General features: G+C 65.8%; 15 protein-coding genes, 1 tRNA gene and 1 pseudogene. 7 read left to right on the top strand and 10 right to left on the bottom strand.

Annotated features, from left to right (window positions below):
- Positions 1–13: 13 nt before the first annotated feature.
- Complete coding sequence (rplS, locus tag K1X41_RS00155) at positions 14–361, bottom strand: 50S ribosomal protein L19 (protein ID WP_132202884.1); 348 nt, start codon at positions 359–361, stop codon at positions 14–16.
- A gap of 195 nt (positions 362–556) precedes the next feature.
- Here rplS and K1X41_RS00150 point away from each other — a divergent pair, with 195 nt between their 5' ends.
- Complete coding sequence (locus tag K1X41_RS00150; RefSeq protein WP_220175030.1) at positions 557–814, top strand: hypothetical protein; 258 nt, start codon at positions 557–559, stop codon at positions 812–814.
- Here the strand turns inward: K1X41_RS00150 and K1X41_RS00145 are convergent.
- Both K1X41_RS00145 and K1X41_RS00140 read right to left on the bottom strand, forming a co-directional pair.
- On the bottom strand, positions 811–1,377 hold the full coding sequence (locus tag K1X41_RS00145; protein WP_133617494.1) for a dihydrofolate reductase family protein: 567 nt from the start codon (positions 1,375–1,377) through the stop codon (positions 811–813). The two genes, K1X41_RS00150 and K1X41_RS00145, sit on opposite strands and share 4 nt — an antisense overlap.
- A gap of 181 nt (positions 1,378–1,558) precedes the next feature.
- Positions 1,559–2,464, bottom strand: a complete 906-nt coding sequence (locus K1X41_RS00140) for a helix-turn-helix domain-containing protein (protein ID WP_220175029.1) — start codon at positions 2,462–2,464, stop codon at positions 1,559–1,561.
- 188 nt (positions 2,465–2,652) lie between these two features.
- Here K1X41_RS00140 and K1X41_RS00135 point away from each other — a divergent pair, with 188 nt between their 5' ends.
- Positions 2,653–4,767, top strand: a complete 2,115-nt coding sequence (locus K1X41_RS00135) for a RecQ family ATP-dependent DNA helicase (RefSeq protein ID WP_220175028.1) — start codon at positions 2,653–2,655, stop codon at positions 4,765–4,767.
- Between the two features lie 204 nt (positions 4,768–4,971).
- On the opposite strand, the gene K1X41_RS00130 is transcribed toward K1X41_RS00135, so the two are convergent.
- The 5 genes and pseudogenes from K1X41_RS00130 to K1X41_RS00110 all read right to left on the bottom strand — a co-directional run bounded on the left by K1X41_RS00130 (position 4,972) and on the right by K1X41_RS00110 (position 9,112).
- Positions 4,972–5,976, bottom strand: coding sequence for an Fpg/Nei family DNA glycosylase (locus K1X41_RS00130; RefSeq protein ID WP_220175027.1), 1,005 nt, complete (start codon positions 5,974–5,976; stop codon positions 4,972–4,974).
- 2 nt (positions 5,977–5,978) lie between these two features.
- A complete protein-coding gene (locus K1X41_RS00125; protein ID WP_220175026.1) occupies positions 5,979–6,473 on the bottom strand; it encodes a ribose-5-phosphate isomerase in 495 nt (164 codons plus the stop codon).
- Positions 6,474–6,645: 172 nt separating this feature from the next.
- Entirely contained in the window at positions 6,646–7,518 is an 873-nt protein-coding gene (locus K1X41_RS00120; protein WP_133617498.1) for a DUF4097 family beta strand repeat-containing protein, read from the bottom strand.
- A gap of 91 nt (positions 7,519–7,609) precedes the next feature.
- Positions 7,610–7,927: a toxin-antitoxin system HicB family antitoxin gene (locus tag K1X41_RS00115; protein ID WP_220175025.1), complete on the bottom strand. Its 318-nt coding sequence runs from the start codon at positions 7,925–7,927 to the stop codon at positions 7,610–7,612.
- A gap of 565 nt (positions 7,928–8,492) precedes the next feature.
- A pseudogene (locus K1X41_RS00110) lies at positions 8,493–9,112 on the bottom strand (mycothiol-dependent nitroreductase Rv2466c family protein).
- A 73-nt stretch (positions 9,113–9,185) separates the two neighbouring features.
- Here K1X41_RS00110 and pepN point away from each other — a divergent pair.
- The 5 genes from pepN to K1X41_RS00085 all read left to right on the top strand — a co-directional run bounded on the left by pepN (position 9,186) and on the right by K1X41_RS00085 (position 13,979).
- Positions 9,186–11,780, top strand: a complete 2,595-nt coding sequence (gene pepN, locus K1X41_RS00105; RefSeq protein WP_132202864.1) for an aminopeptidase N — start codon at positions 9,186–9,188, stop codon at positions 11,778–11,780.
- Complete coding sequence (locus K1X41_RS00100; protein WP_220175024.1) at positions 11,780–12,673, top strand: mechanosensitive ion channel family protein; 894 nt, start codon at positions 11,780–11,782, stop codon at positions 12,671–12,673. Before pepN ends, K1X41_RS00100 begins: the two co-directional genes overlap by 1 nt.
- Positions 12,670–13,110: a globin gene (locus K1X41_RS00095; protein WP_220175023.1), complete on the top strand. Its 441-nt coding sequence runs from the start codon at positions 12,670–12,672 to the stop codon at positions 13,108–13,110. The genes K1X41_RS00100 and K1X41_RS00095 overlap by 4 nt, the downstream gene beginning before the upstream one ends.
- A 148-nt stretch (positions 13,111–13,258) precedes the next feature.
- Positions 13,259–13,840 carry an HhH-GPD-type base excision DNA repair protein gene (locus K1X41_RS00090; protein ID WP_132202858.1) on the top strand — a complete coding sequence of 194 codons (582 nt, stop codon included), beginning with the start codon at positions 13,259–13,261 and terminating at the stop codon, positions 13,838–13,840.
- Between the two features lie 66 nt (positions 13,841–13,906).
- Positions 13,907–13,979: transfer RNA gene (locus K1X41_RS00085), tRNA-Arg, on the top strand.
- Positions 13,980–14,207: 228 nt separating this feature from the next.
- Here K1X41_RS00085 and K1X41_RS00080 read toward each other — a convergent pair.
- Positions 14,208–15,332, bottom strand: coding sequence for an acyltransferase family protein (locus tag K1X41_RS00080; RefSeq protein WP_220175022.1), 1,125 nt, complete (start codon positions 15,330–15,332; stop codon positions 14,208–14,210).
- Positions 15,329–16,348 carry an ATP-grasp domain-containing protein gene (locus K1X41_RS00075; protein ID WP_220175021.1) on the bottom strand — a complete coding sequence of 340 codons (1,020 nt, stop codon included), beginning with the start codon at positions 16,346–16,348 and terminating at the stop codon, positions 15,329–15,331. Before K1X41_RS00075 ends, K1X41_RS00080 begins: the two co-directional genes overlap by 4 nt.
- Between the last annotated feature and the right edge of the window lie 229 nt (positions 16,349–16,577).

Below are 16,577 nucleotides of genomic sequence, written 5' to 3'. Positions count from 1 at the left end.
GTCAGTGCGAAGCTTACGCGTCGCGCTTCTCCTTGATCTTCGCCTTCTTGCCGGTGAGGGCGCGCAGGTAGTAGAGCTTCGCGCGGCGAACATCGCCGCGGGTGACGACCTCGATCTTGTCGATCGTCGGTGCGTGTACGGGGAACTTACGCTCCACGCCCACCTGGAAGCTGATCTTGCGAACGGTGAACGTCTCGCGGACGCCCTCACCGTGGCGGGAGATCACAACACCCTGGAACACCTGAACACGCGAGCGATTGCCCTCGATGATGTTGACGTGCACCTTGACGGTGTCGCCGGGGCGGAAGTCGGGAATGTCGCTCTTGAGCGACGGGGCATCGACGAGGTCGAGCTTCTGCATGATGATCTCTCTCTGCGCCCGCCGCAAGTCGGAACGCGGATGTAAAAAACTAGTGAAGAAATAGGTGTCCCGGTGTGTGCGGACCCTCGCGGCAGTGCCGCACCGTGGCACAAGGATCAATTATGACACATCTTCCGCGCGACGCGCTGCACGGGGATGCTGGACCGCAGCCGGTCCCGGGCCTAGGGTGGAAGCATGAACGACGTACTTGGAATCCAGGGGTCAGCCGAACGCACTGAGGCCACGACGTTCGACCTGTCGGCGTTGCAGGCAGAAGATGCTCCTCCGATGACCACGCGCGAGAAGATTACGGCATGGTCCCTGGGAGTTTCCGGGAGCGCAGCTGGCGTGGCTCTCGCCGCCGGAGCCGCGATTGTCGTGATCAACGCACTCGTATTCGCGCTCTCCCCGTTCCTCGGGCTTGCGCTGTTCGCCAGGATGTTCGGCTACTAACCCGCGCTTCGATCCTCCTGCAGCTGCCCGAGCACTCGGTATCTCGCAGCAGCGAAGGCGCCGTTGCGGGCCGTCTCCAACAGCTCAAGGTCGAGCCTGCGCGGGAGCACTGGCCGCCCCGCACCGAGCGTGACCGGCGCCGTAGACAGCAGAATCTCATCGAGCAGCCCCGCGTCCGCGAACTGGCCGGCGAGATCGCCGCCGCCAACAACCCAGAGGTCTTTCCCCTTCGCGGCGACCAGCATTTCCTGGTGCACCTGTCGAATCTCGGCCTGGGAGAACCGAATATCTGCAGCAGCTCCTGTCGCCGTTTCTTGGGGTAGCGGCAGCTCACGGTGGGTCATGACCCACGCTGGAAGCTCGTATCCCCAGGGGCCGTGTGTCAGCACCCACTCATAGGTGGTCGCTCCCATCACGATTGCGCCGACTGTGCCGAGGAACGACTCGTAGTCGTTTGTGCCGCCGGGCTCGAGCTCGTGGCGCATCAGCCAGTCGAGCGAGTCGGACGGATCCGCAATATAGCCGTCGATCGTGGCGGCAACGTAGTAGATAACTTTGGACATATATGCCTCCTGCGTGGCGGTGGGGTGGGTGTGGCGTGGATATGCGGCGTGATCCCGAGCCAGGCCGATGCCGGATCCGTGCCCGCACCGGAATCGTGCTCGCAATGGATCTGGGCGGCGAAGGATCTGGGCCGCGAAGGATCTGGGCCGCGACTCGGAGCATGAGTGAGGCGGCGCCGGGTCAGCCCTCACCGCGTTGCTGTCGCAACCAGAGGATCGGATCCCCGCTATTGCGCGCGAGACCGTGCGCCACGAGCATGCCGCGCGCGAGTTCGCGCCGGTGCGCGGAATAGGTGAGGACATGCGCGACGACGCTGCTCACCACAAAGCTCTCCGGTGGCTCGCAGAGCACGTCCACGAACCGATCGCCCCAAGCGCCCCGGCGCTCGATATCGCGCACACAGGCAAGCCAGCGCGCAGAAACCGCAGCGTTCAGCGGCGCGAGCACAGCGAGATCGCGCTCCGGCTCTTCTGGGATCACGGTGCCCTCGAACGCGGCGAGCCACACAAGCCGCGCGTACACGAGATTCGCGAGCACATCGGCAATGCTCCCCTCTTCGCCGGCACCGTCGAGTACGATCTGGCCGGGGCGTGTGACTCGGACGAGCTCGGCCGGATCCAGTGTGGCGGCGAAGGCGATGAGTTCCGCCGTGTCGTCCACATCATGCCGAATGAGCTGTTCGACCAGCGGATTCACTTGCACCTCCTGTTCGTGCACCCACAATGAGGTCGGCGGGTGGAAATGGACTCCGTTCGGGCTGGGCAGCCAGTGTGCCGCCGCGGCCACGCTGGGCGGATGGCCGAACGCGCGGGCGAAGGCGCGGCTAAAGCCTTCTGCTGATTCGTAGCCGGCAGCGACTGCCGCTTCGATCACCGGGGTGCCTGCACGCAGTTGCCAGGCCGCTCGTTCGAGCATCACTCTGCGGCGCATCGCAACCGGACTCTCGCCCGCGCGGGCTGACACTGTGCGGGCGAAGTGGAATCGGGTGGTGTGTGCGGCCCCGGCCATGGCGTCGAGGGACTGGTGCCGCTCATCGAGCACTGCGTCGAGCAACTCGCGCAGGCGATCAGGCTCCGGGTTCGTCATAGTTCCAGTCTGGCGGGAGCGCGGCGGGAGCGCATGACCGATATTGCGGTGTGAGGTGTTTGTGTGTCGCGATGGGGTGTTCGGGTGCCGCGGTCTGCTGCCGTCCGGTGTGGTGTTCCTGGCTACGGTTCCTGGCCAGCGCGGCGCGGTCCCCCCTCGTGTCAGTGGTTGCTGCCATCATCGGAGACATGGCGAATCCCGAGCAGTCCACCCTGGCGCAGTCACTTACCGTACTGCGCCAGCTCACTGGCGCACCGGAGGCCGAGTTCCACCCCGGCCAGTTCGAGGCGATCAGCGCGCTCGTTGATGAGGGACGCCGCGCACTTGTCGTGCAACGCACCGGCTGGGGCAAGTCTGCCGTCTATTTCGTCGCGACCGCGCTGCTGCGCGCCCGCGGCGCAGGCCCCACTCTGCTCGTCTCCCCACTGCTCGCACTCATGCGCGATCAGGTGTCAGCTGCGGAGCGCGCTGGAGTGCGAGCCGCGGCGATTAACTCGGCGACAGCCGAGGAGTGGGCCGAGATCGAGGGACAACTCGCCCGCGACGAGGTCGACGTGCTCCTCGTCTCACCTGAGCGGCTGAACAACCCACGCTTCAGGGAGCATCAGCTCCCCGGCATCCTGGCTCGTATGGGGCTCCTAGTGATTGATGAGGCCCACTGCATTTCGGACTGGGGGCACGACTTCCGGCCGGACTATCGGCGCATCGCCGCGCTCCTCTCCAGCCTGGAACGCGACGTGCCTGTCCTCGCCACGACAGCGACGGCGAACGCCCGCGTGGTCGCCGACGTAGTGGATCAGCTCGGACACGACGTGCTCACCCTGCGCGGCTCGCTCGCGCGCGACTCGCTCAGACTCGGTTCGCTGTCGCTTCCGTCCGCACAGGCGCGCCTGGCCTGGCTCGTCGCGCATCTGCGCGACCTCCCGGGAAGCGGCATCGTCTACACCCTCACGGTCTCCGCGGCCGAGGACACCGCTGCGCTGCTGCGGGAGGCTGGGTACGAAGCGGCGGCGTACACGGGGCGCACGGATCCTGAGGAGCGCGAGCGACTCGAGACAGCGCTGAAACGGAATGAGGTCAAGACCCTTGTCGCCACGAGTGCGCTCGGCATGGGATTCGACAAGCCGGATCTCGGCTTCGTCGTGCACCTCGGTGCACCGTCTTCCCCTGTTGCGTACTACCAGCAGGTAGGTCGCGCAGGCCGAGGTTCAGCCAACGCGGACGTGCTCCTCCTCCCGGGCGCAGAGGACGCGGCGATCTGGCACTACTTTGCGACGGCGTCTATGCCCGACCCCGAGCGAGCGGCAGCGGTACTGGAGGCGCTCGGCAGCCCAGACGGTCCCCCATTGTCGACACCGGCGCTCGAGGCTCGGGTCGATCTGAAGCGTACACAGCTGGAGCTCCTCCTCAAGGTGCTCGACGTCGATGGCGCCGTGAGCCGTGTGTCAGGCGGATGGGTAGCCACCGGCGCGCCTTGGACGTACGACGCGGAACGATACCGCAGGATCGCAGCCGCGCGCGATGCTGAGCAGGCCGCAATGATGACCTACGAGCGCGGTGAGAGCTGTCGCATGGAACTGCTCCAACGCGATCTCGACGACGCAAGCGCCGCCCCCTGTGGCCGCTGCGATGTCTGTGCCGGGAAGTGGTTCCCCACCGCCGTGCCTGAGTTCGCTGCGGCGCAAGCGTCGAGCCGCCTTGAGCGTTCTGGCGTTCCCAGTGAACCGCGCGGACAGTGGCCCACCGGCGCCGACCGGCGCGGAATCACAGTGCGCGGCAAGATTGCGCCTGGCGAACGCCCGGAGACCGGCCGGGTCATTGCTCGCCTCACCGACCTCGGCTGGGGCGGTCAACTCCGGGAACTCTTCGCTGCAGGCGCCCAAGATCGTCCCCTCCCCGAGGCCTTGATCCCGGCTGTCCTCGCTACGCTGCGGGATTGGCCGTGGGAGGCGCGTCCGGTGGGAATTGTCGCGATGCCTTCGCTGAGCCACCCACAGCTCGTATCGAGCACCGCGGAAATGATCGCCGCCCGCGGGAGGCTGCCGCTCCTGGGCACACTCGATGTCGACCACTCATATCCGGCACCTGGCCCTGGAGGCAATAGCGCGTTCCGGCTTGCCTCGGTGTGGGGCCGTTTCAACGTCTCCTCCGAGCTCGCGTCCGTGGTCTCGCAGACAGCGGGCCCGATCCTCCTCATTGACGACCTGATCGACAGTCGCTGGACCATGACCGTGGCTGCCCGCGAGCTTCGGCTCGCTGGCGCCGACACGGTGCTCCCGTTCGCGCTCGCCTCCGTCGGCTAGCAGGCGGGGGCCGCGTGAACCCGCTTCCTCCACTCGATCCCGAGCCGGACTCACGCCCGCTCGATCCCGGGTCTGGCTCACACCCCCTCAGTCACGAGGAAAGACCCGTGCACCCGTCGTGCGCATGAACGGTCCCGTGCAGCGGTAGCGAAGTCACGCTTGCGCTCCCACTCACCTCGTGACAGCGAGGGCGACGATGATGCGCTAGGACTGGCAGCTGGGACACCAGTAGAGCTTGCGTGCCCCAAACTCCTCAAGCACGATATTGGTGCCACACCGCTTACATGGGGTGCCCTCGAGTTTGTATACCCAGTGGCGCTCGTCTCGCTCAACGAGGGCGCGCTCATACGCCTCCCCCTCCAGACCGTCGATCGTGATCATCTGGCCAACGGTGATGCCGATTTCGAGCAGCTCAGCCCAGTCGTCCCACAGCGCTTCAAGCACGGTGCGGTCGAGCGTATGTGCTGGCGTATGCGGGTTGAGTCCAGCACGGAACAGCATCTCAGCTCGATACACGTTGCCGATGCCAGCGACCACGGACTGATCCATCAGCACCAGCCCGATTGGGGTCTTCTTCTTCCCCGCCCGCGCAACAAACCGGGCGCGCTCAGCCGGGGTGTTCGCGTTCGCGGGATCCGGGCCAAGTCGCTGGATCACAGCATCCACCTCAGCAGGCGTCAGCACCTCGCAGGCGGTCGGCCCGCGCAGGTCGGCACACACACGCTCATTCAGCAGCCGAACCCGCACTTGGCCAACCGGATCCGGCGGGAACTGGCCATCGGTATCCACCGCTTTGTCAGACTCCGCCATGCGCACGCGTGCACGCCTCGGCGCACCAATGGAAGTCACTGAATCTTCGCCGTCGCGGTCCATCACGGACCCGCTGCCAGGGCCGGCATTTTCCCCGGTCTGACCCAGCTTTGAGTGGCCCGGTGTCTGTCCATGAATCTGAATCGACGGGTCGATTCGCACATCGCCGGCGAAATCCCATGCGCCGTAAATGCCCAGGTGCACGCGCAACCACTGGTCGCCGGCGAACTCCAAGAGCATTTGCTTGCCGACCGCGCGCGCGTCCACCATTTCACGGCCGCTTAGCACTGCAGCGCCCTGAGCGAAGCGGCCCTGCGGGCTCGAAACCGCAGGCTCGGTGCCAACGAAGTTCACCGCAAACTGCCTCGCGATGCGGTGTACGGAATGCCCCTCAGGCACAGTTAGCTCAGCTGGTCGACGTGCTTGCCCGCGATGGCGCCGGTTCGCTCGTACTCACCAAGCTGTGAGATCCGACGCACGTGGCGCTCATCGCCGGGGAACGGCGTCTGGATAAACAGCTCAATAAAGCGGATCGCGTCCTCAACAGGATGCTGTCGTGCGCCAATCGAGATCACGTTCGCGTTGTTGTGCTCGCGTGCAAGCGTCGCGGTGGAGTCATTCCATACGAGCGCGGCTCGGATACCGGCCACTTTATTTGCGGCCATCTGCTCGCCATTGCCCGAGCCCCCAAAAACAACTCCGAGCGCCGCCGTGCCATCCCGCTCGTCGCGCGCCACGCCCAGTGCCGCATTGATGCAGAACGAGGGGTAGTCGTCGAGAGCATCGTACTCGGCAGGGCCGTGGTCGATGACCTCGTGTCCGAGGGAACGCAGATGCTCTTGCAGCTGCTGGCTGAAGTCGAGTCCGGCGTGGTCCGTGGCTACGTGGATGCGCATATACCAATCCTATGCGAGCAGACCCGAGCGCGGTTCACGACCCGTCCCGGAGCGTTGCGCCCACAAGCCAGCCCGGGCCTCAGCCAGGATCACCCGGCGCCCTCGCGTTGCTGTGGGAACGCCTCGCACGGTCGGGAGACGCGTGCTGGCGCAAGAGATCATTCGCGAGCGCTCACTGTGTGGCAGACATCGCACGCTCGGGGCGCCGCACGACGATGTCTCCCGCACCCGTTCGGGCAGCCAGGCGCACGACGTCTTGCCCTGGCACGGGAGCGCCCTCGGAGCGAAGAGTGTTGCGGATCTTGCCAGCGTTCGAGTGCACATCAAGCCAGGCAGCGGATCCCTCACGGATCCCGAATTCGATCCTGCCTGCCGCACTGCGCAGACTCACGTCGCCGCGCACGAGTTCATCAACGGTGATCCTCCCGCTCGCCGTTTTCGCTCTCACGTCGCTGAGCGCGGCACCGATCTGGATCCGACCGGACCCCGTCGTCAGGGTCAACGCATCGAAGGCAGTCCCGACTTCGATCCGTCCACTGGAGCTCTTCAACGTGGCAGGCCCACGGGCCTCACCGAGCCGGATCGACCCCGCCCCCGAACTCGCCGTGAGTTCGAGCGCCACCCGTGCCACGCTGATCGATCCGCTGCCGGTGCGCAGTCGTGCAGACCCCACGGTGTCAATAGTGATTCCGCCGGCACCCGAGCGGTATTCACACTCCCCCAAAATTCCGTCCACCACGCACGCTCCGAATCCAGAGTCACCGACGAGCCTGGATCCAGTTGGCAGCTCAAGGGTCACGTGCACCGAGTCGAAGGCACCGAACCAAGAAAGCAGGCTGCGCGTTTTGGGAGCAACGATGCGCAACACCCCGGCAGTGAACTCGACTGTCGTCTGCTCAGCGAGCCGCACGCTCCCCGGGAGTCCGGGTTTCGACGGGCGCACCTCGACGCGGGTATCCGAACGGTCGCTCGCACGCACGGTGAGCGACCCGACCGACAGGTCGACGATGGCTTCGATGGGTTCTGGGGTGGCGAAGATGTGCATGTTGAGTTCCTTGTGTTCGAAGTGCGTGGGGCCGTGGGACTGGCGGCCGTGTGCCTGGGGGCCGCTTGGGCGGTGCTGAGCGGGGTCTTGGCTAGCTGACCCAGCCAGAGAAGTGGTTGCGGCCCGGTTTGGACTCGGACCGCGGTGGGGCGGGGATCGGCTGGAGCGCGGTCGCAATACTGCGGAGGAGCCAGGTGTTGAGCGAGATGCCTGCGGCGGCGGCAGCCAATTCGGCCTGCGCTTTCAGCGACTCCGGGATCCGGAGCGTGGTGCGGACCGCTGTAGCGTCCGCGGTATCGGCAGAGTCGGCAGCGACCGCTGGCTCTGTTGGCCCTGCGTGGGCGCTCGGGCCGACGTCTGAGTGGTCCGCGGTGGCCGAACCACCGCCCAGATCCGACGGCGCCACCACGACGAACTCGATATCGCGGCCGCGCAGCCGCGCATCGACGGATCGGGGGCAAGCTCAGTGGTGATCTCCTCGCTCGCCTCACTCAGCGCATCGAGCATGGTCAAGCGCGTCGCGGCCTCGAGCGGCGGGAGCAGGCGCTCGGCGAGTGCCTGGGCTTCTTCCCCGCTTGCCGCGGCCGAGAGCAGAAACTGGTGCTGCAGAGCAGCAATGTGCGGCGTCAAGTCCATGACACCATGGTGACACCACTTTGACACCAGCGCAAGTTTGAGGTGATTTCAGCTGCACTTTGGCGCTCTGACGGGGCTGCCCGGGTGCACGGCGCCGCTCACCGAGGTGCGGGGAGCCGAACTCACGCAGGAAATCCGAGTTCGTGCAGGAAAGAATCCCCGAATTCTTCCTGCGCGAACTCGGATTTCCTGCGCGAACTCGGATCTCCTGCGTGAGCCACGGCGAGTGGTGTCACCGTTCAGCCCGAACAGCCCGAACAGGCCCGCGCCGGACACCCGCACGCAAAACAGCACCCCCGGCTTGGCCGAGGGTGCTGTCTCCTGCGCTGGGACGACGGCTAGAACTGCGGCCCTGCCGTCCGACCGCGCTTGAGTTCGTAGAAGCCAGGCACGCTGGCCGCAGCAACGATCCCGTCCCACAGCCGCAGCGCGGTCTCCCCGTCGGCGCTGGAGTGACCACCGGCCCGAAGAAGGCAACGCCATTCACCGAGATGATCGGCACCCCAACATCCGGCCCGGCGATCTCCATGGCGTGGTTCGTGTTCGCGCGCAGCGGTGCGTCCAGCGCCTCATCATCAGCCGCAGCCGCGAGCTCAGCGGGGAGCCCCAGCTCTGCGAGCGCCTCGGCGAGGATCCCGTCGAAGTCGCTGCGCTGACCGGGGTGGATCCGGGTTCCGAATGCCGTGTACAGCTTGCCGACGACCTCCTGGCCATGCGCCACGCGCGCAGCCTCCACCACACGCCCGAGCCGGTGCCCACCCAGCATGTGCGCTGAGTGCTCATTCGGCTCGTTGTCTTCGTTCAGGATCGCGAGGCTCAGCGGGTGCCAGGTGATCTCGAAGCCACGCACTGCAGCGACTTCGCTGGCCCACCGGCTGGTCATCCAGCACCAGGGACAAATGGGATCAAACCAGAACTCGACCTCGGGCTGTTCGGGAATCGACTGCACTGTGCTCATGTCGCCAGCCTACCCATAGTGACCCGGCGTAGGCTGGGTTCTATCACCACCCATTCACCGGTCAGGAGCAGTAGTGCCAGGAACGAATCTCACCCGCGTCGAGGCTCAGGAACGTGCGAGCGTTGTCGACACGCAGCGCTATGAAGTTGCCCTGGATCTGACGAGCGGCCCGCAGACTTTCGGCGCCGTCACCACGATCCACTTCGCTGCCACCGCAGGCGCGGCCACGTTTATCGATCTCATCGCCGACTCGGTTGAGTCGCTGCAGTTGAACGGCGTGGAGCTTGATCCCGTCGCCGCGTTCTCGGACTCCCGCGTGCAACTGGAGGGGCTTGCCGCACAGAACACTGTGCGCATCGCGTCGACGCAGCGCTACACCAACACGGGCGAGGGCCTGCACCGCTTCGTGGATCCAGCCGACGGCGAGGTCTACCTCTACTCGCAGTTCGAGGTACCCGATTCGCGACGCATGTTCCCCGTGTTCGAGCAGCCTGATCTGAAAGCGACGTTTGAGTTCACGATCACGGCCCCAGCACGCTGGAAGGTCGTCAGCAACCAGCCGACGCCCGCCCCTGCACCGGCTGGCACGAAAGCCGCGGCGCAGGGCGCAGACTGGGCGGAGCAGGAGATCGCGACGTGGACGTTCGAGCCCACACCGGTGATGTCGAGCTATATCACCGCGCTCATCGCGGGCCCATACACGGAGGTCCGGTCAGAGCTGACCAGCCGAGACGGCCGCACGATCCCACTCGGGGTGTTCTGCCGGGAGTCATTGGCAGAGTTCCTCGACGCTGAGTACATCTTTGACAAGACGCGCGAGGGCTTCGCGTTCTTCGAGGAGCAGTTCGACTACCCGTACCCGTTCGATAAGTACGATCAGCTCTTCGTGCCCGAGTACAACATGGGCGCAATGGAGAATATCGGTGCGGTCACCTTCACCGAAGCGTACGTGTTCCGCAGCCAGGTCACCGATGCGATGCGTGAACGCCGAGTCGTGACGATCCTGCACGAGCTCGCCCACATGTGGTTTGGCGATCTCGTGACCATGCGGTGGTGGAACGACCTGTGGCTCAACGAGTCATTTGCCGAGTACATGTCGACGCTCGGCGTCGCTGAGGCGACCGAGTGGAACGAGTGCTGGACCACCTTCGTGGCGTCCGAGAAGTCATGGGCGTACCGGCAGGATCAGCTGCCGTCGACGCACCCGATTGTCGCCGAGATCACCGATCTCGAAGACGTGCTCGTCAACTTCGACGGCATCACGTACGCGAAGGGCGCGTCAGTGCTGAAGCAGCTCGTCGCGTGGGTCGGCCGCGAGCCGTTCATGCGCGGGGTGCACGAATACTTCGTGAAGCACCACCACGCGAACACTGAGCTCACCGATCTCCTCACCGAGCTTGAGGCGCAGAGTGGCCGCGACCTCAGCGAGTGGTCGAAGCTGTGGCTTGAGACGGCCGGCGTCAACACGCTGCGCCCCATCTTCGAGCTTGACGCAGAGGGCCGCTACACGAGCTTTGCCATCGAGCAGACCGCGATCGAAGCGTACCCGACGATCCGCCCGCACCGCATCGCAGTTGGCTTGTACGGCACTGCGGACGATGGCTCGGATGCCGTGCGTCGGCTGCAGCGCCTCGAGCTGGACATTGCGGGCCCTCGCACCGAGGTTCCCGAGCTTGTTGGTGTCGCACAGCCCGCGCTGCTGCTGCTCAATGACGACGATCTCACCTATGCAAAGATCCGGCTCGACGAGCGCTCACTCGAGACTGCGGCTGCGCAGCTCGGCAACGTTGAGGACTCGCTCGCGCGCGCACTGCTGTGGGGCACCCTCTGGGACGCGACGCGCGACGCCGAGTTCCCCGCTTCACGCTTCATCGAGATCGCGCTCGCACACGTGAGTGCCGAGACCGCCTCGACAACGCTGCGGACCCTGTTGAACCAGGTCATCCTCGCGGCCTCCAGCTATGTCGCCCCTGAGCGTCGCGCAGCCCAGCTCGAACGGGTAGCCGACGCATTCTGGCGCCTCGCAGTTGACGCCGAGCCCGGCAGCGACCGCCAGTTCCAGTTCGTGAAGGGGTTCGGTCAGCTGGCCGCGACGCCCGAACAGCTCGACACGGTGCAGGGGCTGTTCGACGGCGCGCTGCCCATGGACGGTCTCGACATCGACACGGACCTCGGCTGGGAGCTGCTCATTGCGCTCGCAGCTGGTGGGCGGGCTACCACCGAGCAGATTGATGCGCGCCTCGCAGAGGATCGCACGGCCAATGGCAACCAATCCGCAGCACATGCTCGGGCGGCGCTCCCGACCGCGGCTGACAAAGCAGCAGCGTGGGCATCGGTATTTGACAACGCCGACCAGCCCAATGCGATCGTGCGCGCGACGGGCCTCGGCTTCACGCGGGCACACGACCTCGCGCTGATCGAACCGTATGTCACGCGGTACTTTGCGTCGATCACGCCGGTCTGGGAGTCGCGCAGCTACGCGATCGCAGAAGAGCTCATCGAGGGCTTCTACCCCGCACCGCTTGTGAATGAGGCACTCGCTGACGCCACGCGTGCGTGGCTCGACGCCAACGCTGCTGCGCCGGCCGCGTTGCGCCGCATGATTACCGAGCACCTCGCGGGTGTTGAGCGGGCATTGCGCGCCCAGCAGGCGGATTTGGCTGCCTGATGAAAGAGGTCGGCGCAGCGCTCCTAAGCTTCTATTTGGAGTTTTGCGTGCTCATCAATAGCCTGTTGATCGTGCTGCTCGCGGTCTTCGCGAACTGGGCGCTGCGCCGACTCCTCATGCGCACCGTCACCCAGGTGGTGCGCGGGGTCAAACGCGCGCAGGACGTGGACACGACGTCTGAGATGCAGGCAGCTCCCTACGTCAATGCGCGCGCCGTGCAGCGTACCCGCACACTCGGCACTGTCGGGCGCCACATCATCTCGTGGACTGTGGTGATCGTGGCCCTGATCCTGATCCTCGCACAGCTGGGGGTCAATCTCGGAGCCGTGCTGACCTCGGCCGGTATCGTGGCCGCCGGACTCGCCTTTGGCGCCCAGAACATCGTGAAGGACATCCTCAACGGGATTTTCATGGTGTTTGAGGATCAGCTCGGCATCGGCGACGTCGTCACGATCGGCACGATCAACGGGACGGTTGAGGATGTCGGGATCCGCATCACTCAGGTGCGCGCCCTGGACGGCACACTCTGGCACATTCGTAACGGAGAGATCCTCACCCTCGGCAACTCGTCCCAGGGATGGGGGCGCGCACTCATTGACGTCACAGTGGATGCGGATCAGGATCTCACCCACGTCTCCGAGGTGACACTCGAGGCCGCCCGCGCGCTGCTCACCTCTGAGAAGTACGCCCGAAAAGTTACCGGCCAGCCCGAGATTCTCGGCCTCGAAAGCGTGTTTGGCGATCGCGCAACCCTCCGGCTGGCGGTCCGCACCCGTCCCGAGGCGCAGTGGGAAGTGCAGCGCGGCATCCGCGCTGAGCTCCGCCGTAAATTCCGCGAAGAGGGTATCGCCCTGTCCGATGAGCGACCGACGCTGCCAGGAGGCACCGCATGACCGATCCCCAAACCCCAACTCCCCGGCTCACGCTGCGCTCAGGCGAATCGGGCGCAGCCGTGACTGACACGGTATGGGCTCAGGTCGGCGGCACCGACACCTTCGACCGACTCGTGCGGGCGTTCTATCGCGGCGTACGCACCGACGACGTGCTCGCCCCGATGTACCCACAAGATGACTGGGAGGGAGCCATTTGGCGCCTCCGCACCTTCTTGGAGCAGTACTGGGGTGGACCGACCACCTACTCGGAAAACCGGGGCCACCCGCGACTCCGCATGCGTCATCAGCCGTTCCCGGTCACGCCGCTCGCAAAGGAGCGCTGGTTGCAGCACATGCACGCCGCACTTGATGAGGTGGCCCTGCCGCCGATGCATGACGCGGCGTTCCGTGACTACGTCGAACGCGCTGCGCTCGCGATGGTGAATCGCTTGGAATAGCAAGGTCCCGGGTTGGGGCTCCACGCTCACCCGCCCCGCCCCACTCACCTTCCGCGCTCCCTCCCCCTCAGTGAGGGAGTTCAGATGGCGCCCTCCTCCCCCGAGAACCACGCACCTGAGCCTCATCGCTGCTGCGTACACTGGATGCATGAGTCTGCACCTGACTGACGATCCCGCCGCCGACGCCCTGCTGAGCGAGAACCCGCTTGCCCTCCTGATCGGCATGCTGCTTGACCAGCAGGTCGCCATGGAACTCGCGTTTAGCGGGCCGCTCAAGATCCAAGAGCGGCTGGGCGCGGTGGACGCCGCTGCGCTCGCCGGGGCGGATCCGGACGAGGTCGTGGCGGCGTTCTCGCAGACGCCCGCGGTGCACCGTTACCCCGGATCGATGGCGGCGCGCGTGCAGGGCCTGTGCCAGGCGCTGCTCGACGACTGGGACGGCGACGCCTCCCAGATCTGGACCGCTGGCGATCCCGACGGGCCGACCGTGCTGAAACGACTCAAGGCACTTCCGGGCTTCGGCCCGCAGAAAGCCAAGATCTTCCTCGCGCTCCTCGGCAAGCAGCTCGGCTTCTCCGGGGCCGGCTGGGAGGCCGCGGCGGAGCCGTACGGTGAGGCAGGATCCTTCCGCAGCGTGGCCGACATCACCTCACCGGAAACGCTGCTGCGGGTGCGCGAGACGAAGCGGGCGGCGAAGGCTGCGGCCAAGGGCGCGGCCTCTCGGGCATAACGAGCAGCGCGCCGCTCCACACCAGATCACAGGCAAACCCTGCACCCGGTGTACGCTCTTAAGGTCGCCTCCGTAGCTCAGTGGATAGAGCAACAGCCTTCTAATCTGTCGGTCGCTGGTTCGAGTCCAGCCGGGGGCACTCACTACACACACGCGAATCGGGGCAACGACCCCGGCTCGTTCGTGTTGCTGCGGCCCAACTCTGCAGCGGATGAGCGCAGGTGGGTGGACGGCCGTCAACGGAGATGTGAGCACTCGTCAACGGAGATGTGAGCACTCGTCAACGGAGATGTGAGCACTGTTGCGAGCGAGCACGCTCACCACGTGCCTCAGGTGATCGCGTTTCGCACTTCTTGGCCTCCTCGTCTCAGGAGCGGCGCATGGCACCCCTGCGGCCCGCGAGAGCGGCGTGCACGAGCAGCGGGTCGAACAGCGCGCCCAGCCGTGCCCACAGCATCACACGGTGCACACCCAGGCAACAAAGAATCGCGGCCGCGGTGAGCACGAGCGGCGCAATCGCTGAGAGTGCAACGACAACGGCATCGGGGATCTCAGCAAGGATTCCAGCCGCGCCCGCACAGCTCGTGCCCGCACAGCTTCCGCTCGCCCGGAGCAAACCGGCGAACCCCGAGCCCGCTGTCTGAAAGACCGCGAGCACCAACATGTGGAGGACATAGATCGGGAGCGTGCGTCGGCCCAGCCAGCTCAGGAGCGCCGCACACGCGGCAAGGTGCTGGTCAATGAGCGCACAGAGGGCGAGCCCCGTCGTCACTGCCAGGCTGCACAGCAGCACCCACACACCCGGCCAGTGCCGCGCGTCGAACAGCCCGACCACCACGGTGGCGCAGGCGAACGCCACCCCCGTGCCGAGCAGCATAGGCACCGAAGCCGCTGCGGCGAGCGCGCGAACCACGTGAGCCAGTCGCACCGCCGCCAAGAAGAACACGAGATTCTGCAGCACCTGCCACAGGTTCTCGGAGTCAGGGAGGATCCCCATCGATGCAACGCCTGAGAGTACAGCCGCCGCGCCGAGCACCAGCCCGACCGGCAAGTTGCGGGTCAGCCGCGCCACCACGATGTAGAGCGTGAGGGCGAACAGGTACCAGAGGTTCGTCGGCTGAATCGTGAGTTCGGCGAGGAGCTCGCCCCATGAATGGGCCTGCGCGGTGTCGAAGCCGGGGAGGAGCCTGAATACCGCAGTTTGGATGAGTACCCACACGACGTAGAGACTCCCCCAGCGCGCCGCCCGCATCCACACCGTGCCCGGCGGGTCTTCGGCCAGTGCTCTGGCGGCAAGGAGCCCCGAGACGGTGAAGAACAGTGGCATGCGCAGTGGGAGCAGCAGTGCGCTGAGCGTGGCCCAGGCGTCAATCGCGTCTTGTCCCGGCCCCCAGTCTCCCGCAGCGAGATCCTTGGTGATCACATGCCACAGGACGACGAGAACAATGCACAGTCCCTTCGCAACGTCGACCCACCCCAGGCGCGGACTCATTCGTTGCGGAGGTGAGACATCAGTGCTGCGCTCTGTGGCGTTCCACTCTGTCTCTGTGGTGTTCCGCTTGCCAGTGCCGCGCGCACGAGTCGCGCCGTCAGCTCGGCGTAGCTCACTCCGGCCGCGGCGAACATTCGGGGCACCTGGGACGCCGGCGAGAGCCCAGGCAGTGTGTTGATCTCGTTCAGGACTGGCCCCTCTGCCGTCAGAAAAAAGTCCACTCTGGCGACGCCGGCGCAGCCCAATGCGTCGAAGATCCGAAGCGCGTCTCGTTGCAGCGCCGACAGTTCTCGCTCTGTGAGATCAGCTGGCACTGAAAAGCGCGCTGATCCGTCGTACTTGGTGTCAGTGTCAAACACGCCGCTCGCGTGAATCTCCAGTGCGGGTGCCACCCAGCAGGCCCCGTCCGCGTCGCGAAGCACGGCAACGTCGACCTCGCGGGCGTGGATCGGTTCTTCCACGAGGATGCGGCTGTCGAAGTTCGCAGCCACGCGCAGCGCCTCCGCGAGTCCAGCTGCGTCCTCCGCAAGCGTCACTCCGTAACTCGATCCGGACGCAACCGGCTTCACTACGACGGGTCGCTCAAACGTGATCGCTGCGATGTCGCGAGCGTGGATGATGCGCCCGGGGGCAGTTCGCATGCCAATCGCCTCGGCGACCACTTTCGTCACCCACTTGTCCATCCCCACCGCGCCAGCACCGAGCGAAGACCCCACCAGGGTCGTGCCGGCGAGCGCGCAGAGCGCCGCGAGCGTCCCGTCCTCCCCCAGTACGCCGTGGACTGCCGGAAACACCACATCGACGTCACCGATTCGGCTCACCGCGACCGAGAGGGACCGTGCAACGCCAGGGGCCAATGGGCCTGAGTCGTCACACCACACTCCGTCACGCCGGATCGTCAGCTGGCTCACCCGATAGCGTTCGCGCAACGCCGCAGCGACGGCAGTTGCCGAGGCACGAGAGACCTCGTGTTCGGCGTTCTGCCCACCCCCGATGACGAGCACCCGCGGGATCATGCGCCCCACCGGCGTGCACACGCGATGTGCCGCGTGCGATCAGGGGAGAGTGTCAACGCTGTACGGGCTCGTGTCAAGAACATAGTTCCCAGTTCACCCTGATGTCCGTTGCGGGCTCGTATGTGATTTTCCATACACTCGCAATATGCGGTGGTGCACGCGCACTGCTTGTCAGCGTCCTCGCGCACCGGCGCACTGGCAACGGACCTCGGGAACGCGGAAGCTGAGT

This window comes from Leucobacter luti (assembly GCF_019464495.1).
GTDB lineage: Bacteria > Actinomycetota > Actinomycetes > Actinomycetales > Microbacteriaceae > Leucobacter > Leucobacter luti_A.
This window is presented reverse-complemented; position numbering and strand designations above follow the sequence as displayed.